Genomic DNA, 18,366 nt, shown 5'->3' on the forward strand with positions numbered 1-18,366 from the left:
CTCGGTGACAAGTTGGCATAAGGTGCTGCCATGACTATCGATCATTCCTCCCAGACCACGCTCATCACCGGCGCCAGCTCCGGGATCGGGGCCGATCTGGCCCGCCGACTCGCCGAACGCGGGACCGCCCTGGTCCTCGTTGCACGCCGCGTCGAACGACTGGAGGCTGTGGCTGCCGAACTCCGCGGGGCGCACGGCGTTCAGGTCGAAACCGTGTCCGCCGACCTCGGTCGTCCCGGAACGGGCCGGGACCTGGCCGCCGAGATGGACCGCCGAGGCATCCGCGTAACCAGCTTGATCAACAATGCGGGGATAGGTGCGGACGGAGCCTTCGCCGATCAGGACCCGGACGAACTCGAAACGCTGCTCGCACTCAACGTCACCGCCCTTGTGGACATCACCCGAGCGTTCATCGATCGGCTGAACCGGGCGGAGGGCGGATACCTGGTGAACATCGCGAGCGCGGCGGCTTATGGCCCGATCCCGGGCATGGCCGTCTACGCGGCGAGCAAGGCGTTCGTGCTGAACTTCACCGAGGCGCTGTGGTGGGAGACGCGCGGGAGCGGGCTGCGCACCATGGCGTTCTCGCCGGGTCTCACCCGCTCGGAGTTCTTCCAGAGGATCGGCACGGAAGGCTACGGCAGCGATTTCCAGACCCCGGACGAGGTCGCGCGGGCGTTGGTACGTGCCCTCGATCGGAGCAGGTCCGTACCGAGCACGGTTTCACGCGCGAGCACCGCCGTTTCCGCAGGGCTGGCACGGCTCTTCAACCGGAAGACCACTGTTCTGGTCACGGCGCGGCTGGCGGGGTCGGCCGGTCTGATGAGTAAGCGGCGTCCCGTCGGAACGTGAGCGGGTAGGCCGAAGCACGCGCCGAGACCGCTCGCGCCGCTGAAGGCTGACGGTGCCCTCCCGGCTTCGGAGGCTGGGATTTCCCACGCGCCATCACACCCGCCGGCCTCCGCCGCGTCGCAGGTGTCCCGGGCCGCGCGGCGGAGTGGTCCGTTCCATGTCTTCGCGGACGGCACCTTCTTGCGTCGGCGCGGTGCGGTGGTAACGGTCTTGTCGGGCATGCGCCCCGGAGCGGTCGGGTAGCCCTTCGGCATATTCACCAGAGCACACGGCGCCGACAGCGAAAGGGTGAGCCACCCGATGCGCAAGTCCGCACTTGCCAGTCTCCCCGCGCTCGCGCTGCTTCTGACGTCCTGCGGCGGCGCGGCCGCCCCGGACTCGCCGGACGGCACGGGAACGGCCGACGGTCCCGGCGCCTCGCCGACGTCCACCGCCACGCAGGTCCCCACCACGCCGGCTGACGACGCTCCGGGCGGGAACGGGGGCAGCGGCGACGGCGGCGGTGGCGACGGGAACGACGACGGCGCCTCCGCCTCCTGCGGGATCACCGAAAGCTGGACGCTGAGCGCCGATGTCGACCCCGGCAGCTCGGGCGCCCCCGTCCGCGATGTGCGCGCGGGCCGCCACGAGTGCTTCGACCGGGTGGTCGTCGACGTCCACGGCACCGCTGCGACCGGCTTCGACGTGAGCTATGTCCCCGAGGTGAAGGCCCAGGGCTCCGGCAAGCCCGTTCCGGTCGCCGGGAACGCCGCGCTGCGCATGATCGTGCGCTCGCCGGCTCAGGGGACGCCGGGCGGCGGCACCGACCAGGAGCCGCTGGCGTCGGTCGGTGAGCACTTCGTCCCCGAGGACGGGCTCGCCGACTGGGGTTCGCTGCGCTCCGTCCGCTTCGCCGGTTCCTTCGAGGGCCAGACCACCGTCGCCCTCGGCGCGCGGGAGAAGCTGCCGTTCCGCGCCTTCGCCCGGCTCGACGAGGACCGCGACGTGCGCACCGTGGTCGTCGACATCGCCCACAGCCCGAACTGACCGCGGGTCCGCCGCCGTCGGCACCGACCCCCGCTCGGCGGGGCGGGAGCGGTGGGCGTGGTCCCCGCTCCCGCCGGCCGTCGTACGCCTACCGCTTCGGCGGCTTCGCCGGAAGGCCCTGCTGAGCGGCGAACCGGAGGAGGATGGGGAACAACTGCTCTGCGCCGGGCGTGTACATGCCTGTCAGTACCATCCGCGGGCCGTCGCGGACCCACAGCCGCTACCTTAGTAACAGAGTCGGCGGGCCCTTCACGGCCGCCCCGAGGGGGTCCGGCCGCCGGTTTCCGGGCCACAGGGTCGCGCAGGGGCGCGCGCCGACGAACCCGGCGCCGGCCTCCGGAAGCCGCGTGCACCGCGCTTCTACCCCTCTGCGTCGGCGAACCAGAACTCCTCGCCGCTGCCGAGTCCGGCCGCCGGGGACGACGTCTGGATCCGAACGGTGCCCTGGCGCTCCGAGGTCTTCCAACTGTCCTCGTCGCGGCCCCATTCGCAGGTGACCGCCTTGTCCTCGCCGCCGTCGACGGGGACCACGTGCACCTTGTCCATGTCGCAGCGCACGGTTTCGGTGTCCATCTCATGGCGGAGCAGGTTCTCGGCGGTCTCGCGCACCACCTGGCGGCCGCGCGGAACCATCTGCGAGGAGACCGTGAATTCGCCTCCGTCGATGGTGACGTCCCATTTCGCCTCGGCCCCGTGGAAGACGACGGTGCACACGATCTCGGAGTCCTCGCGAGTGCTGAACTCCGGGCACCGGGCCTTCGCCTCCGGGTCGGAGGTCCGCGCGAAGCGGCTGGTGGATTCGACGATGCTCCACTCGACCCGTTCGGCGAAGGGCGATTCGTCGCCCGGCTCCGGTGCGAGATCGGCCTCGGCCAGCCTCGGCGCCTCCTCGGGGATGGGCCCTGAACGCATGGAGTCGAGGTCGGGGCCGCATGCGGCGAGCAGCAGAGGGGACGCGGCGGCCAGCGCCGAGATCCTGGCGGCGCGCGAGCACACGAGAATTGTCACCGGGGTCATTGTTCAGCTTTCAGGGGTCGCAGGCGAGTGGAATGTCCGAAACGGGACGATTCACGCTGACCGCGGTGATTCTTCCGCAGTTTCCGCCTGCTGTCATAACGGCGGGCGTCCGCGCCGCCCGGCGCCGCTGCGGCGGCGCCGGGCGGGGCACCTGGGGAAAGGGCCGGTGCCCCGGTGGACGGCCAGGAGGCGGCATCGATTCCGTGTCCGCATCCGGTCAGGTGCGGCGAGGGCCGGTCCGAAGACGGGCGGACCGCGCGGCGAACTCAGATCACGCCGAGGTCGCGCATGGTGTCGGCGACCTTGATGAAGCCGGCGATGTTGGCGCCCAGCACGTAGTTGCCGGGGGCGCCGTAGGCTTCGGCGGTCTCGCTGCACATGGTGTGGATGTCGGCCATGATGTCGGAGAGCCGCTTGTCGGTGTAGTCGAAGTGCCAGGAGTCGCGGGACGCGTTCTGCTGCATCTCAAGCCCGGAGGTGGCCACGCCGCCGGCGTTGGCCGCCTTGCCCGGTCCGAACCGCACCCCCGCGTCGCTGAAGACCTTGACCGCCTCGGGCGTGGTCGGCATGTTCGCGCCCTCGCCGACCGCCACGAGGCCGTTGCGCACCAGCGTCTCGGCCGCGGTCCGGTCCAGCTCGTTCTGGGTGGCGCAGGGCAGTGCGATTTCGCAGGGCACGTCCCAGATATTGCCACCGTCGACGTACCTGGCCCTGTTGTGCCGGTCCAGGTATTCCTTGATCCGCCCCGACCGCGCCTCCTTGATGTCGCGGACCGCGTCCAGGTCGATACCGGAATCGTCGACTACATAGCCCCCGGAGTCCGACAGCGCGACGACGGTCGCGCCCAGTTCGGCGGCCTTCTGCGCGGCGTAGATCGCCACGTTGCCGGAGCCGGAAACGACGACGCGCCTGCCGTCGAGGTCCTCCCCGCGGGAGCGCAGCATCTCGCGGACGAAGTACACGGTGCCGTAGCCGGTGGCCTCGGTCCGCACCTGCGAACCGCCCCAGTTCAGCCCCTTGCCGGTGAGCACACCGGACTCGTAGCGGTTGGTGATCCGCTTGTACTGGCCGAACAGGTAGCCGATCTCGCGGCGGCCGACGCCCACGTCGCCCGCGGGCACGTCGGTGTACTCGCCGAGGTGGCGGTGCAGCTCGGTCATGAAGGACTGGCAGAAGCGCATCACCTCGGCGTCGGAGCGGCCCTTGGGATCGAAGTCGGAGCCGCCCTTGCCGCCGCCGATCGGCAGTCCGGTCAGCGCGTTCTTGAACGTCTGCTCGAAGCCGAGGAACTTGACGATGCCCAAGTCCACCGACGGGTGGAACCGCAGCCCGCCCTTGTAGGGGCCCAGCGCCGAGTTGAACTCCACCCGGAACCCGCGGTTGACCCGGATGTCCCCGGCGTCGTCGGTCCAGGGCACCCGGAAGATGATCTGGCGCTCCGGCTCGCACAACCGCTCCAGCACCCGGTCGTCGATGTAGTCGGCGTGCCGCTCGAGGGCGGGCTCCAACGACTCCAGCACCTCGTGCACAGCCTGGCGGAACTCGGGCTGGTCGGCGTCGCGCCGCTCGATGTCGGAGAAGACCTTGGCGGTCAGCCGCAGGCCGTCGCCGTTCGGGGATTGCGCCGTCATATCTCTGCTCTTCCTTCTTCGTCGGCCACGCACGTGCCGCCGGGAGCCGCCCACCCGGATTCGGACACCGCTCCTGCCATGGTGCCACCGCCGCCAACGGGTCCGACCTCCGCCCCGCGCACGCGCCGAGTGCGTGTCGGCGCGCCGGCCTCGCCGCCGAACCTAGACTGGTTCGCGGAACCGGGCCGCCGCCCCGCGGCGTACCGGTCGGCAGGCCATCCACGAACGGGAAGGCGGCAGGCGCGGTGGTGCACGATCCCCAGGCACCCGCGGCCGACGGGCGTCGGCGGTTGCGGCTGCGGGCCGATTGCTCCTCGTGCTTCGGGCTGTGCTGCGCCGCGCTGCCGTTCTCGGTCTCGGCGGACTTCCCGGTGGACAAGGCAGCCGGGCAGCCCTGCACCCACCTGCAGCAGGACTACGGGTGCGGCATCCACGCCCGGCTGCGCGACAAGGGATACCGCGGATGCTCGGTGTTCGACTGCTTCGGCGCCGGGCAGCAGGTCTCGCAGGTGACGTTCGAGGGGCGGTCCTGGCGCGAGGACGCCGGCACCGCCCGCTCCATGTTCGGCGCCTTCGCGGTGATGCGCCAACTGCACGAGCTGCTGTGGTACCTGGACGAGGCGCGCGGCCTGGCCACCTCGGCGCCGATCGACGCCCACCTGCGGGAGGTACAGCAGGAAGCGGAGCGACTGGCGCGCGCCGACGCAGCGGAGTTGGCGGCCGCGGACCCGTCGGCGCTGCGGGAGAGCGCGAAGCCGCTGCTGCGGCGCGCCAGTGCGCTCGCGCGCGAGCCGGAACCCGGCCGCGACCGCGCCGGAGCGGACCTGATGGGAGCGAAGCTGCGCGGCGCCGACCTGCGCGGCGCGGACCTGCGGGGGGCCTACCTCATCGCGGCCGACCTGCGCGGCGCCGACCTGCGCCGCGCGGACCTGCTCGGGGCGGATCTGCGTGACGCGCGGCTGGCCGGGGCCGACCTCACCGGGGCGCTCTTCCTCACCCAACCCCAGGCCAACGCCGCCCGCGGCGACGCCGCCACCCGCCTGCCTGCGCCACTGGAGCGGCCGGACCACTGGTAGGGGCGGCGGCCCTGGCCGCTGCCGAAACGGCCCGGGCAGTCTTGCGGATCACGGCACTCGATCCGGGAACGAGGGCACGATCATCCGCCCGCGCCTGCCGCGTCAGCCCGCCCCGGCCCGTTCGGCGGACGACTGCTCGGCGGGCGCGCCTCCTGCGTCCGCGTCGCACAGCGCGTCCGCGTCCTCCGGCACGGGGGCGGTGATGATCCCCTCCAGAGCCTGGCGTGCGGCGTCCAACGCGGTGATCGCGCCGCTGATGCGCTCGCGCTCGGCGACCAGCACCTCGGTTATCTCCGGACACCCCGGCGCCAGATACCCGCCGTCGGAGGCCATGCAGGGCAGTACCTCGGCGATGACGCCGGTTCCCAGCCCAGCCGCGAGCAGCATGCGGATGTGCCCCACCGCAGCGACGTCGGACTCGCTGTACTCGCGGTATCCGCTGCTGCGGCGCCGCGGATGCAGCAGCCCCTGCTCCTCGTAGTACCGCAGGGCCGGACCGCTGACCCCGGTGCGGCGTGAAAGTTCTCCGATACGCACGCGACCTCCCGCACAACGCTTGACTCTCAGGTCGGCCTGAAGCTTTAGCGTAACCGCATGACAGCTCAGCGATCCGACGAATCCGCCCACTTCGCCGCGCCCGCACCGGTAACGGTGCTGGGTCTGGGCCCGATGGGCCGGGCCCTGGCGAGCGCGTTCCTGCGGGCCGGCCACCCCACGACCGTATGGAACCGCTCCCCGGCCAAGGCCGAGGCCCTCGCCGACCTCGGCGCCGCGCACGCCGCCACACCGGCCGCGGCCGCCGAGGCCGCAGGTCTCGTCGTGGTATGCGTGCTCGACTACGACGCCGCCGAGCAGATCCTCGCGCCCGCCGCCGATGCGCTCCGCGGGCGCACGCTGCTCAACCTGACCGCCGATACCCCCGAGCGCGCCCGCGCGATGGCCGAGTGGGCCGCCGCCCGCGGCATCGACTACCTGGACGGTGCGGTCATGAGCCCCGCCGGGACCGTCGGCGGGCCCTCTGCGGTCTACCTTTACAGCGGCCCGGGCGATCTCTACGACCGACACCGGCCCGAGCTGGCGGCGCTCGGCGGCACCGCCACGCACCTGGGCGCCGACCACGGACGCGCGGCCACCTACGACCTTGCGCTGCTGGACCTCTTCTGGAGCGCGATGAGCGGCATGGCGCACGCGTTCGCCCTCGCCCGAGCCGAGGGGGTGGCGGCGAGCGAGCTGGCGCCGTTCGCCGTGGGAATCTCGGAACTAATGGAGGACATCATCCCCGCGACCGCGGCCGATGTCGACGCCGGCCGGGCACCCGGCGACGACGCCGCGATCGCCTCGGCCGCCGCGAGCATGGCCCACATCGCAGATGCGGCCGAGGCACGCGGCATCGACTCAGCCCTGATGCGGGCCGCCCAGGCCGCCGCCCGGCGCGCCGTGGAAGACGGCAGGGGCCAGGCGGGATGGGCACACATGACGGAGGTGCTGGCCGCAGAACCCGCCGGGGTGGGCTGAGTCCCGTTTGAGAGGCGCTGGATCGGCCCGGCTCCACCGGGGGGCCGCGGCGTGCGCGGGCGGCCCCCGCAGGTCGGCGGGGGCCGCGGGCGAAGCGCTTCGGCGCTGGGCGTCCGGCCCCGTTCGCGGGATCAGGCCTTGCGTGCCACCGCTCCGAATCCGTCGACCTCGGGCGGCTCGCCGAAGGGGGTGGGGTCAGGGCGCCAGCGGGTGACCGAGACCACCCCGGGCTCGACGAGTTCCAGTCCTTCGAAGAAGCCGCCGATCTCTTCCGGGGTGCGCTGGATGTAAGGCACCGCGCCGCTCTCGTTGTACTGCCGGTGGGCTTCGGAGTTGGCCTCGCTGAGAACGTTGGTGCCGTCGTTTACGGTCAGGTGGCTGCCGGAGGGCAGCGCCGCCATGAGGCGGCGGACGATGCCGCGGGCTTCGTCGTAGTCGGCGATGTGGCCGAGGATGCCCATCAGCATGAGTGCGACGGGCTGAGAGAGGTCCAGGGTCGCGTCGGCTGCGCGCAGAATGGTCTCGGGGTCGCGCAGGTCGGCCTCGACGTAGTCGGTGGCGCCTTCGGGAGTGCTGGTGAGCAGGGCGCGCGCGTGGACGAGCACGAGCGGGTCGTTGTCGACGTAGACGATGCGGGTTTCGGGCGCGACGGACTGGGCGACCTCGTGGGTGTTGTCGACGGTGGGTAGGCCGGTGCCGATGTCGAGGAACTGGCGGATTCCGGCCTCGCCCGCCAGGTAGCGGACGGTGCGCGCGAGGAACGCCCGTGATGCGCGCGCCCCTTTCGCCATCCCGGGGAAGACCTCAAGGAACCGGTCGCCGGCCGCGCGATCGGCCGCGTAGTTGTCCTTGCCGCCCAGCCAGTAGTTCCACACGCGCGCCGAGTGCGGCACGGAGGTGTCCAGCGTCGTCTCGGGGGCGGGCACGCGGTCGGACGCGGCCGCGGAGTCGTTGTGGGGCACGTTTTCCTCCGTAGGTGGCGGGTGCCGACACCGTGCCGGATCCCCGTACAGCCCGATGATGCCGCCTGTAAGCGGTCTTCGCATCAGTCGATGCCAGTGCTGTGGACGCCAGGGGCCGGGGGCGGGGGGAGTGCGGGCCTGCGCCCGCCGCTATCCGGTGCCCCTGGGTGCGCACCGGACGCGCGCCGATCCTGACGCCGCGGTCGGCTTTCGGCATGGAGCCCGGCCGCGGGGCCGGGTTGGGCGATGCCGCGGCTCCCAGCGCCACACCCGGGTCCCCGCCACGGGTCGCCGGCCGCGCGGCGGTCGGCGGCACCCCGATTCACGCCCGTGACCTGCGGACCTCTCGATACTGGTGGTTCCACGGATATGCCGTAACGCCCCGATTGCGGATAGTTACATCCGTGCCCCGCAGACGCTTTCCGCGCCGGCGGGCACCGACGTCCCCCAACAGTCGGCGGACACACCGGGGCCGATCCCCCTGTCCCCAACCCCGCCCCGGCCCGTGCCGCCCGATCCCCCCTGCAGCTGACGGCGGCCCCGTGTCAGCGGACCCGTGCTCGCGGGCCGCGCGACGCCCCCGTCCCGAGGTAAAGGAAGCATTCCCCATGTTCGTTTCGCATGCCGCCCCCGAGCAGCCGGAGGCGACCGCCGCGTCCGACTCCACCTCCGCCGCCCCCGGTCCTCTGCGCAGCGCAGGCCGCACCGCGGGGCGGGTCACCGCCGCCCTCGCACTGGCCCTCAGCGGTGTCGCCGCCGTCGGCGCGCCGGCCCAGGCCGAGTCCTTCGAGCGCGGCCCCGATCCCACCGAGGACAGCATCGAGGCGTCCACCGGCCCGTTCGACACCGCCGACGAGGACGTCTCCTCGCTGGTGAGCGGTTTCGGCGGCGGCACGATCTACTACCCCACCGACGACAGCCAGACCTACGGCGGAGTGGTGGTCGCCCCGGGCTACACCGCGAGCTCCACATCCATGTCCTGGATCGGTGACCGGCTGGCCTCGCAGGGCTTCGTCGTCTTCACCATCGACACCAACTCCCGCTACGACCAGCCCTCCAGCCGCGGACGCCAGATCGGCGCCGCGCTGGATTACCTGGCCGACCGCAGCGACGTCTCCGACATCGTCGACGGCGACCGGATGGCGGCCATGGGCCACTCCATGGGCGGCGGCGGCACCCTGGAGATCAGCGAGGACCGGCCCGAGCTGCAGGCGGCCATCCCGCTGACGCCGTGGAACCTGGACAAGACCTGGGGCGGCGTGCAGGTGCCGACGATGATCATCGGTGCGGAGAACGACTCGATCGCCTCGGTCTCCTCGCACTCCATCCCCTTCTACGAGTCGCTGTCCGGCTCGCTGGACAAGGCGTACCTGGAACTGGACGGCGCGAGCCACTTCGCGCCGAACATGGACAACACCACGATCGCCAAGTACAGCATCTCCTGGCTGAAGCGGTTCGTGGACAACGACACCCGCTACGAGCAGTTCCTGTGCCCCGCACCGAGCACCGGCTGGGGCTCGGACATCTCCGAATACCGCGACACCTGCCCGCACTAGGGCTGTCCCGCCGCGCCCGCCCGCACACCCGGACCGGGCGGGCGCGGCCGCAATCCGCTGGGCCGGGGATCGATGGCGGCCGCGCCCCGCGGCCGCCATCGGCGTGTGCGGACACCGGGCAGGCGGCGGGGTCGTCGGCGCCGACCGATCCGCAGCGGGGCGGGCCGACGGGTGCGAGGGCGAGGATCGACAGCCGGGGCCGGCGTCGGGGAGGTGGCTGCCGGCATCGATTGGGACGCGCGAATCCAAGACTTGCGATCGCCGCAAACCGCCCTAGAGGCGTCTCCGAAACCGATATGGTTCGGGTGCCGCAGCCCGTTTCCATGGTCAGTGAGAGAGGCGTGCCCGTGTCCGAGAAGGTTCGGTTGACCTGCCCCATGGGCCGCAAGCGGGCGGAGACGTGGGGCGGTGCCGCCCTGGCCCTCGCGGGCGCCGCCGCGGCCGCGGCCGGCGTCGCCGGACTGACCGCGCAGGGGGCCCCGCGCTGGACGGCGGTGGCGCTGGGCGTCGCGGCGCTGCTCGGCGGGCTCGCGCTCGCCGGGCACGGCATCCGGCTGCGCGTACCCGTGCTGGAGGTCGAGGACGGCGAGTTCCGCTACACACGCGGGCGCTACATCGTGCGCATCCCCTTCGCCGACGTCGGCTCCTACTACGTGCTTCCGGGGCGCACCCGCTCGCTCGGCCTGTGCGATGTCGCCGGGCGCCCGCGCCAGTTCCCCTCGGTCCAGGGGCGCCGAGCCAGCCGCCCCTACCTGCCGCTGACCGGGATGACCTCGCCGGCCAAGGTGGACGCGTTCATGAGCACGGCGGGCATCCCGCCCCGCGACCGGTCGCTGACGTCGGGGCGCAGCACGCGCTGACGGCCACACCGGGCACCTACCCTCCGGCTCACCCGATGGCCCGCCGCTTCGCGGCCGGCCTCGCCTCCCGCAGACAGCACGGCGGGCCGTGCCCATCGGACACGGCCCGCCCGTTGTTCGCGAGGCGCGGCGGTCCCGCAAACCGAAGCCCGCGGGCGCCGCAAGGCGTCGCCGCCTTAGGAGCTGAAGTCCAGCCCCTCGGCGTCGCTGCCCATGACCTCGTTGAGGTAGTCGGGGTTCTCGGCCAGCCAGGCCTTGGCGCCCTCGGTCTCCTCACCCTCGTGCTCCAGGATGACCTGGGTCTCCAGGGACTGGATCTGCTCACTGCTCAGCTTGAAGTCGCCCATCCAGTCGGACACCTTCGGGAAGTCCTCGCTGAAGCCGGGACGGCCGACGGTGTGCATGGACTCGGGCTCGCCCATCGCGCCCTCGGGGTCCTCCAGGTCCTTGAGGTCCTGCTGGGAGTAGACGATGTGCGGACGCCACAGCGTCACGACGATCGGCTCCTCCTCCTCGATGGCGGTGTTGAGCTCTTCCAGCATCGCCGGGGTGGAGGACTTGACCAGCTTGTAGTCATCGCCGAGACCGTAGGTCGGGATCGCGTCCTCCTCGGTGGTCTGCACCAGACCGGAGCCGGACTCGATACCGATGATCTCGCCGTTGAAGGTGTCGGCGTTGCCCTTGAGGTCCTCGATGCTGTTGATGTCCTCCATGTAGGACGGCACCGTCAGCTCCAGGCTCGCTTCCTCGTTCCAGGCGCCGAGATCCTCCAGCTTGTCGCCGTACTGCTCCCAGTACTCGCCGTGGGTGTTGGGCAGCCAGGTGTCCATGAACATGTCGATGTCACCGTTGGCTGTTCCCTCGAAGACCGGCGCGACGTCGACGTTCTGCAGCTTGACCGTGTAGCCCTTCTCCTCCAGAACGGCCTTCCACAGGTGCGTGACCGCGATGTCCTCTTCCCACGGAATGAGGCCGATGGTGATGGTCTTGCCACCGCCGCCCTCTTCTTCTGTCGGGCCCGTGGACACGCCACCCTCACTGCCTCCGCCGCAGGCGCTCACCATCAGCACCAGCGACGCGGCCGCTGCACCGACTCCGATCAGCTTGCTGGAGCGTTTGCGGTCGCTCACGATTCCTCCTCATTTGTGCGGGTGTTACCAGGGGCCCTGCCGCCGCGGGGCGCGGCAGGGCGGGGGATGGGGTTCAGGCGGCCGCGCGCTGTGCGCGGGCCGCGGGAGAGAAGCGGGTGACGGCACCGGTCAGCCGGTCCAGGAAGATGGCCAGCACGACCACGGCGATGCCGCCTTCGAAGCCGATCGGCACGTCGCCCTGGGCGATGCCGGTGTAGACGTCGTTGCCCAGACCGCCGGCGCCGACCATGCCCGCGATGACGACCATCGACAGGCTCAGCATGATGATCTGGTTGATGCCGGCCATGATCGTGGCCAGCGCCAGCGGCAGCTGGATGCGCTGCAGGATCTGCCAGTCGGGCGCCCCGAAGGCTTCGCCGGCCTCCACCAGCTCCTTGTCGACCTGGCGGATGCCCAGCTCGGTCAGCCGGACGCCGGGGGGCATCGCGAAGATGACCGTCGCGATGACGCCGGGCACGGTGCCGATGCTGAAGAACGCGATCGCCGGAAGCAGGTAGACGAACGCGGGCAGCGTCTGCATGAAGTCCAGCACCGGCTTGACGGCGGTGCTCACGTGGCGGCTCTGCGCGGCCAGCACGCCGATGGGCAGCGAGACCACGACGGCGACCAGGGTCGCCACGAGGATCAGCGACAGGCTGCTCATCGCGTTCTCCCAGCTATCCATGCTGATGATCAGCAGGAAGCCCAGGACTCCGAACACAGCCACGCCCCAGCCGGCGACGAAGTAGGCCAGCGCCGCCAGCAGCGCGGCGGTGATCAGGGAGAGCTGCACACCCACGATGAAGTGCAGGACGAGGACCGCCACCAGCGCAGCGACCGACGCCCCGGCGAGAATCTGCTGTCTGCGGTCGCGCAGGTCGGTGAAGCTGATGGCCACCAGCGCGGCGAGCAGCAGCAGCGCAAGCACCAGCGGCGGATAGACGTAGCTGGAGCCGAACAGGTTCATCGCCCACAGGAACAGCGGGGCGGGTAGCGAACCGACGACCGTCGCCGCCAGTCCCGCCGTCAATTCGGCGATATAGAAACCGACCCAGATCGCCACCGCAATCAATGTGGGTACGTGGCGCTTGCGCGCCAGCAGCCCGCCGGCGGTCACCGCGGCGGCCAGCAGCGTGAACTGGGTGGCCGAAGGCTCACTCAACAGCAGGAAGAGCGTGTCGACACAGGTCTCGATGATCATGCCGATGAAGTCGAACACGGCCGAGAAGTTCGCGCGCAGCCACTCGATGGCGGCGTCGAAGGTCTCGCCGACGGGGATGCGCGGCACGGGAACCGCGAAGGACAGGAGGTTCACTGCCGGCTCCCTTCGGTGGCCGGGGCGTCGTCACCCGGTTCGGACTCGGTCTCCGCAGCGCTCCGCGGCTTGCCGCCCGAGGCCTCCGCGTCCTCCGCGGCCGCGTCGGTCTTGCCGCTCGCGCCGATCGCCGGCTCGGAGCCGGCGGTGGCGGAGTCGCCGGTCTTTCCGGCCGCCGAGCCGTGCTCGGTGCTCCCGCCGTCCTCGCCGCCGTTCGTGGAGGCGAGCGCGGCCAGCAGGGTGACGCGGGGGATGACGCCCACGAGCCGCTCGTCGTCGTCGATCACGGCCAGCGGGTAGGAGCTCTGGGCGGCCTGGGCGAACATGTCGGCGACCGGGGTGTCGGTGTGCACACGCTCGATGCCGGTCTCGACGATTCCGTCGAGGTTCTTGGCGTCCTTGCGCACGGCCTCACCGATGGCGTCCTCGCGCACGGCGCCGACCAGTTTGCGGTTGCGGTGGACCACGAACGCCGAAGTCGTCTGGTTCTCCCGCATGGTGCGCAGCGCGGTTCGCGGCCCCTGCCCGGGGTCGATGACCGGAATGGGCGCCTCCATGACCGACGAGGCCGTGAGCACGCGGGTCCGGTCGACGTCCTCGACGAACTGGGCCACGTAGTCGTTGGCCGGGTCGTTGAGGATCTCCTCGGCGGTGCCGATCTGGGCGACGCGGCCGTCGCGCAGCACGCAGATCCGGTCACCCAGGCGCATGGCCTCGTTGAGGTCGTGGGTGATGAAGACGATGGTCTTGCCCAGGCGCTCCTGCAGCTCCAGCAGCTGCGACTGCATGTCGCGCCGGATCAGCGGGTCCAGGGCGCTGAAAGCCTCGTCCATCAGGATGAGGTCGGTGTCGGCGGCCAGGGCGCGCGCCAGGCCGACGCGCTGCTGCATGCCGCCGGAGAGCTGGCCGGGAACCTTCAGCTCCCAGCCGTCCAGGCCGACCATCGCCAGCGCCTCGCGGGCCTTGGTCTCGCGCTCGGGCTTGGCCACGCCGCGGACCTCCAGGCCGTAGGCGGCGTTGTCGAGCACGGTGCGGTGCGGGAACAGCGCGAAGTGCTGGAAGACCATGCTGACCTTCTCGCTGCGCAGCTTCCGCAGACCCGACTTGCCCAGCTTGGTGATGTCGGTCCCCCCGATCTCGACCGAGCCGGCGGTCTGCGGGAGGAGGCCGTTGAGCATCCGGATCAGCGTGGACTTGCCGGAGCCGGAAAGCCCCATGACCACGAAGATCTCTCCGGGTTGGACCTCGAACGAGACGTCGACCACAGCGGCGGTGACGTTCAGCGACTTGATCTCGTCGCGGTGCCGGCCGTCCTCCAGCAGTTCGACGGCCCTGGCGGACCGCCTACCGAAAATCTTGTAAAGCTTGTCTGCGCGTACTGCTGGCACGGTCTCCTCTTTGACTTCTCCTCCGGGAAGACGAACAGGGCCGCCCTGCGGCGCCCCTCTCCGCCCCCGGCGATGCGCGTTCGGATTACCTTCAGTGACTGGACTTCGCTGTCCGCACCTTGGGAGCCCCCATCCCGTGCCGGGGTGCTCCACGCGCGTAGCCGCGTCCTCACCGCTCTTTAAGTCGCATTTATGGCGATAAGAACCTTACCGACGAACTGCGAAGACTCGCCCCGACATCGTCACGGAGAGATAACACGTTTACTCTTCGGCGGAACCCTGAAAAGCGACGTGCGCACCAGACTTGGGGAGGCACACACAGGCCGATTGTGATTTGCGCCACATAGCCGTGAAACGTGAGTGGTGTCACTTTTTCGGCGTCTTGGCAGCTCAATACGGCTACGCTCGGAGTGATCACGTGTGAGTACCGTGAACATCTGATATACGCGTCGTCGGCGGCCGCGTCACCGCTCCGGAAGGGCCGAGAGTGCGTCGCATACAGTCGGAGGGGTGACGCATTCACGGATAGTCGGGTTCCTCACGGTCGCCGCGATGCTCGCCGCGATGTGGGTCCTCGAGATCATCGACGCCTTCCTCTTCGGGGGGCGGCTCGACCTCGTGTTCGGACTGCGGGCCTGGAACTTCGACAACGCCTGGACTCTGGTCACCGCGCCGTTCATGCACGCGGGGCTCGCGCACCTGATGAGCAATTCGGTGCCGTTCCTGGTGCTGGGGGCGCTCGTGGCGTTCGGCGGCGTAGGCCGATTCGTCTGGACGACCCTCATCGTGATGGCTGTCAGCGGGATCGGCGTATGGCTGCTGACAGGTCCGGGCGCGCTGACCGTCGGTGCCAGCGGTCTGGTGTTCGGCTACTTCGGCTACACGGTGCTGCGCGGGATCGTCGAGCGGCGCACGGTCGACATCGTGATCATGATCTGCGTCCTGATCTTCTACGGCACCCTCATCTGGGGAGTGCTGCCCCAGCAGGAGGGCGTCTCCTGGCAGGCCCACCTCTTCGGTTTCCTGGGCGGCCTGTTCGCGGCCTACGTGCTGCCCAAGCGCGAGCGCTCCCGCGCGGTCGATCGCGGCTACGGCGGCTACCCGGGCGCCGGTGGTCGCGGCGGATACGGCAGCTACGGGGGTTACGGCGGCCACCCTCGCTAGGCGGTCCGGCGCGGCGCGCACGGCGCACTTGAGCTGGAGTGCACTCCAGTCCCTAGCATCGCCGACATGACAACGAACCAGTCACCGCAGCACAAGCTCGGCTCGGGATTCGGCGCCGGGACCACCGCCGGGGAAGTTTTGCAAGGAGTCGACCTCAGCGGCCGACTCGCCATCGTCACGGGCGGCTACTCCGGGCTCGGCCTGGAGACCACGCGCGCCCTCGCCGAGGCGGGAGCCCGCGTCGTCGTACCGGCCCGGCGCCGGTCGGCCGCCGAGGAGGCCGCCGCCGGGATCGGTGAGCAGTCCGGTGCCGAGGTCGCGGAGCGCGTCGAGGTGGAGCAGCTCGACCTCGCCGACCTCGACAGCGTGCGCCGCTTCGCCGAGGACTTCCTCGACTCCGGCCGCAGCGCCGACATCGTCATCGACAACGCCGGGATCATGGCCTGCCCGGAGACTCGCGTCGGCCCGGGTTGGGAGGCCCAGTTCGCGACCAACCACCTCGGCCACTTCGCCCTGGTCAACCGCCTCTGGCCGGCCATCTCCGGCGGCGGGGGCGGCCGCGTCGTCTCGGTGTCGTCGCGGGGGCACCACCGCTCCCCCATCCGCTGGGACGACGTCCACTTCGAGCAGGGCTACGACAAGTGGGCGGCCTACGGCCAGGCGAAGACCGCCAACGTGCTCTTCGCCGTCCACCTCGACGCCCTGGCGAAGGACGCGGGAGTACGGGCGTTCTCGCTGCACCCGGGAGGCATCCTGACGCCGCTGCAGCGGCACCTCGCTGCAGAGGAGATGGTGGCCGCCGGGTGGATCGATGAGCAGGGCAACCAGATCAACCCCAACTTCAAGACACCCGAGCAGGGCGCGGCCACCCAGGTGTGGGCGGCGACGTCCCCGCAGCTGGCCGGCATGGGCGGCGTGTACTGCGAGGACTGCGACATCGCCGAACCGGTGCAGGAAGGCGACGAGCACACGTCGTCGGGAGTGCGCACCTACGCGATCGACCCGGACCAGGCGGCCCGCCTGTGGAACCTGTCGGCCGAGCTGACAGGCGTGGACGCGTTCGCGCGGTAGCGCAGGGCGAGCAGGCGGGGCGGGTGTAGAAGCGCCCGGTCGAGCCGCTACACCTGCGCGGGGCCGCCCTCAGCCATCCCCCAGCGGAAGTTCTTGAACGACCGCGAGGGGGTCGGCCCCCGCTGCCCCTGGTAGCGCGACCCGTACCGCGCCGAACCGTACGGGAATTCCGCGGGCGAGGTGAGCCGGAACATGCACAGCTGCCCGATGCGCATCCCCGGGTAGAGCTTCATCGGCAGGGTTGCCACGTTCGACAGCTCCAGGGTCACGTGCCCGGAGAAGCCGGGATCGATGAACCCGGCCGTCGAGTGCGTCAGCAGCCCGAGCCGCCCCAGCGAACTCTTGCCCTCCAGCCGGCTGGCGATGTCGTCGGGCAGCGCCACGACCTCATAGGTGGATGCCAGCACGAACTCCCCGGGATGCAGAATGAACGGCTCGTCCCCGTCCGGCTCCACCAGCCGGGTCAGCGCAGGCTGCTCCACCGCGGGGTCGATGTGGGGGTACTTGTGGTTCTCGAACACCCGGAAGTACCGGTCCAGCCGAACATCCACACTCGACGGCTGGACGAGCCCGGGGTCGTACGGATGGATCTTGACCCGCCCGGACTCGATTTCAGACCTGATGTCGCGATCGGAGAGCAGCACCCTCCAGAACCTACCGCCTCGACCAGCACCGACCGGTTCAGCCCTCCCCAGCCACCACCCGGCCAACCGGTTACCCGTCGGGCGCCGAGTTCCGGTATGCTGTCCCCGTCAGCGAAGACGCCAGAGGGCGTCGGCAGCGACGCGGATGTAGTTCAATGGCAGAACTTCAGCTTCCCAAGCTGATAACGCGGGTTCGATCCCCGTCATCCGCTCTGTACGAAAAACAGTCCTGACCTGCGATGATTCATCGAACAGGCAGGGCTGTTTTTGCGCTTAGGGTGCACCACCTCGCGCGGGCGGATCTGCGGTGCAGACTCCATCCCGTCATCCGGCCCGAGGTGAGGGTGCACCAGGGTGCACGGAACCACCCCGCCGGCCACGAGAACCTCCGAGGTGCTCGACCACTGCCAGGGCACACTGACGAAACAGCGCCTCACGCCCTGGGGCCAGGCACCTTCACACTCGGCGCCCCCAAGACCAAGCAGTCCCGGCGCCGCATCGCCCTCTCACCGCGCACCATCGCCCTAATTCAGCCGCGTCTGGAGGGCAAGGATCCCGAGGACTACGTGTTCACCACCGAGCAGGGCGCCTGGTGGCGCCACTCCTCCTTCTACAACCGCCGCTGGACCAAGGCCGTCCAACGCGCCCAAGCCGCCGGCCTGACCAAGAGGCCCCGCATCCACGACCTGCGCCACACTCACGTCTCCTGGCTCATCGAGGAGAACGTCCACGCCTTCAAGATCCAGCGCCGCCTGGGACATAAGTCCATCACCACCACCATGGACCGCTACGGCCACCTCGTCACCGACCTGGACGACGACCTGCTGTCCGCCATGAGCCACCGCCGCTCCTTCAGTAGGAACTCCGGGGTAGGGTCCATGCGCTGCATGCGCACGGCCGACTCGTCCCCGAGGCGCCACATTCGATTGCCCCAGCCGCCCTCCACCTCGCGGATGGCCAGTTCTGCGAGGTCTGGATGTTGCTCCTGCAGCAGGTCGCGCGGTCTGCGATGATTTCGTTATCGGAGTCGGTCATGCGCAGTCACAGTACTGAGGCGGCAGGCGGAGCCCTGTGGCTGGTCCGCAGGTCCGGCGAATCCGGCGACACTGCCGCGGGATCTGAAGCCCGCGGAGGTCGCCGGACCTTCGCCTCGGGGCCG

Annotated in this window: 17 protein-coding genes and 1 tRNA gene; 10 read left to right on the forward strand and 8 right to left on the reverse strand. The window is 70.5% G+C overall.

Features of this window, described 5'->3' with window-relative positions:
• Nucleotides 1–30: 30 nt before the first annotated feature.
• Entirely contained in the window at nucleotides 31–852 is an 822-nt protein-coding gene (locus EKD16_RS22930) for an SDR family NAD(P)-dependent oxidoreductase (protein WP_131101302.1), read from the forward strand.
• Between the two features lie 300 nt (nucleotides 853–1,152).
• On the forward strand, nucleotides 1,153–1,878 hold the full coding sequence (locus EKD16_RS22935; RefSeq protein ID WP_131101304.1) for an AMIN-like domain-containing (lipo)protein: 726 nt from the start codon (nucleotides 1,153–1,155) through the stop codon (nucleotides 1,876–1,878).
• 360 nt (nucleotides 1,879–2,238) lie between these two features.
• On the opposite strand, the gene EKD16_RS22940 is transcribed toward EKD16_RS22935, so the two are convergent.
• Both EKD16_RS22940 and gdhA read right to left on the reverse strand, forming a co-directional pair.
• On the reverse strand, nucleotides 2,239–2,886 hold the full coding sequence (locus EKD16_RS22940; RefSeq protein ID WP_131101306.1) for a hypothetical protein: 648 nt from the start codon (nucleotides 2,884–2,886) through the stop codon (nucleotides 2,239–2,241).
• A gap of 275 nt (nucleotides 2,887–3,161) precedes the next feature.
• On the reverse strand, nucleotides 3,162–4,526 hold the full coding sequence (gene gdhA, locus EKD16_RS22945; protein WP_131101308.1) for an NADP-specific glutamate dehydrogenase: 1,365 nt from the start codon (nucleotides 4,524–4,526) through the stop codon (nucleotides 3,162–3,164).
• A 245-nt stretch (nucleotides 4,527–4,771) separates the two neighbouring features.
• On the opposite strand from gdhA, the gene EKD16_RS22950 reads away from it, so the two are divergent.
• Nucleotides 4,772–5,602, forward strand: a complete 831-nt coding sequence (locus tag EKD16_RS22950) for a pentapeptide repeat-containing protein (RefSeq protein WP_394347295.1) — start codon at nucleotides 4,772–4,774, stop codon at nucleotides 5,600–5,602.
• 102 nt (nucleotides 5,603–5,704) lie between these two features.
• Here EKD16_RS22950 and EKD16_RS22955 read toward each other — a convergent pair whose 3' ends face one another.
• Nucleotides 5,705–6,139 (reverse strand): MerR family transcriptional regulator, encoded by a 435-nt coding sequence (locus EKD16_RS22955; protein WP_131101310.1) that lies wholly within the window; start codon nucleotides 6,137–6,139, stop codon nucleotides 5,705–5,707.
• Nucleotides 6,140–6,196: 57 nt separating this feature from the next.
• Between EKD16_RS22955 and EKD16_RS22960 the strand changes: the two genes are divergently transcribed.
• Entirely contained in the window at nucleotides 6,197–7,117 is a 921-nt protein-coding gene (locus EKD16_RS22960) for an NAD(P)-dependent oxidoreductase (protein ID WP_131101312.1), read from the forward strand.
• Nucleotides 7,118–7,248: 131 nt separating this feature from the next.
• Here EKD16_RS22960 and EKD16_RS22965 read toward each other — a convergent pair whose 3' ends face one another.
• On the reverse strand, nucleotides 7,249–8,079 hold the full coding sequence (locus EKD16_RS22965) for an SAM-dependent methyltransferase (RefSeq protein WP_242677132.1): 831 nt from the start codon (nucleotides 8,077–8,079) through the stop codon (nucleotides 7,249–7,251).
• 608 nt (nucleotides 8,080–8,687) lie between these two features.
• Between EKD16_RS22965 and EKD16_RS22970 the strand changes: the two genes are divergently transcribed.
• Entirely contained in the window at nucleotides 8,688–9,635 is a 948-nt protein-coding gene (locus tag EKD16_RS22970; RefSeq protein WP_131101315.1) for an alpha/beta hydrolase family protein, read from the forward strand.
• Between the two features lie 347 nt (nucleotides 9,636–9,982).
• Complete coding sequence (locus EKD16_RS22975) at nucleotides 9,983–10,495, forward strand: hypothetical protein (RefSeq protein WP_131101317.1); 513 nt, start codon at nucleotides 9,983–9,985, stop codon at nucleotides 10,493–10,495.
• A gap of 176 nt (nucleotides 10,496–10,671) precedes the next feature.
• Here EKD16_RS22975 and EKD16_RS22980 read toward each other — a convergent pair whose 3' ends face one another.
• The 3 genes from EKD16_RS22980 to EKD16_RS22990 all read right to left on the reverse strand — a co-directional run bounded on the left by EKD16_RS22980 (nucleotide 10,672) and on the right by EKD16_RS22990 (nucleotide 14,295).
• Nucleotides 10,672–11,625: a glycine betaine ABC transporter substrate-binding protein gene (locus EKD16_RS22980; RefSeq protein WP_242677133.1), complete on the reverse strand. Its 954-nt coding sequence runs from the start codon at nucleotides 11,623–11,625 to the stop codon at nucleotides 10,672–10,674.
• A gap of 73 nt (nucleotides 11,626–11,698) precedes the next feature.
• The gene (locus EKD16_RS22985; RefSeq protein ID WP_394347296.1) at nucleotides 11,699–12,940 is read right to left on the reverse strand and encodes an ABC transporter permease; all 1,242 of its coding nucleotides are present in this window, start codon (nucleotides 12,938–12,940) and stop codon (nucleotides 11,699–11,701) included.
• Nucleotides 12,937–14,295: a quaternary amine ABC transporter ATP-binding protein gene (locus EKD16_RS22990; protein ID WP_394347359.1), complete on the reverse strand. Its 1,359-nt coding sequence runs from the start codon at nucleotides 14,293–14,295 to the stop codon at nucleotides 12,937–12,939. Before EKD16_RS22990 ends, EKD16_RS22985 begins: the two co-directional genes overlap by 4 nt.
• A gap of 543 nt (nucleotides 14,296–14,838) precedes the next feature.
• Between EKD16_RS22990 and EKD16_RS22995 the strand changes: the two genes are divergently transcribed.
• Together EKD16_RS22995 and EKD16_RS23000 are read left to right on the forward strand one after the other, a co-directional pair.
• Nucleotides 14,839–15,492 (forward strand): rhomboid family intramembrane serine protease, encoded by a 654-nt coding sequence (locus tag EKD16_RS22995; protein WP_131101321.1) that lies wholly within the window; start codon nucleotides 14,839–14,841, stop codon nucleotides 15,490–15,492.
• Nucleotides 15,493–15,558: 66 nt separating this feature from the next.
• A complete protein-coding gene (locus EKD16_RS23000; protein WP_131101323.1) occupies nucleotides 15,559–16,563 on the forward strand; it encodes an SDR family NAD(P)-dependent oxidoreductase in 1,005 nt (334 codons plus the stop codon).
• Between the two features lie 47 nt (nucleotides 16,564–16,610).
• On the opposite strand, the gene dcd is transcribed toward EKD16_RS23000, so the two are convergent.
• Entirely contained in the window at nucleotides 16,611–17,207 is a 597-nt protein-coding gene (gene dcd / locus EKD16_RS23005) for a dCTP deaminase (protein ID WP_131101325.1), read from the reverse strand.
• A 141-nt stretch (nucleotides 17,208–17,348) separates the two neighbouring features.
• On the opposite strand from dcd, the gene EKD16_RS23010 reads away from it, so the two are divergent.
• Both EKD16_RS23010 and EKD16_RS23015 read left to right on the forward strand, forming a co-directional pair.
• Nucleotides 17,349–17,419, forward strand: a tRNA-Gly gene (locus EKD16_RS23010).
• A gap of 27 nt (nucleotides 17,420–17,446) precedes the next feature.
• Nucleotides 17,447–18,220: a site-specific integrase gene (locus tag EKD16_RS23015; RefSeq protein WP_242677134.1), complete on the forward strand. Its 774-nt coding sequence runs from the start codon at nucleotides 17,447–17,449 to the stop codon at nucleotides 18,218–18,220.
• Nucleotides 18,221–18,366 lie beyond the last annotated feature (146 nt).

It is taken from the genome of Streptomonospora litoralis (assembly GCF_004323735.1).
GTDB lineage: Bacteria > Actinomycetota > Actinomycetes > Streptosporangiales > Streptosporangiaceae > Streptomonospora > Streptomonospora litoralis.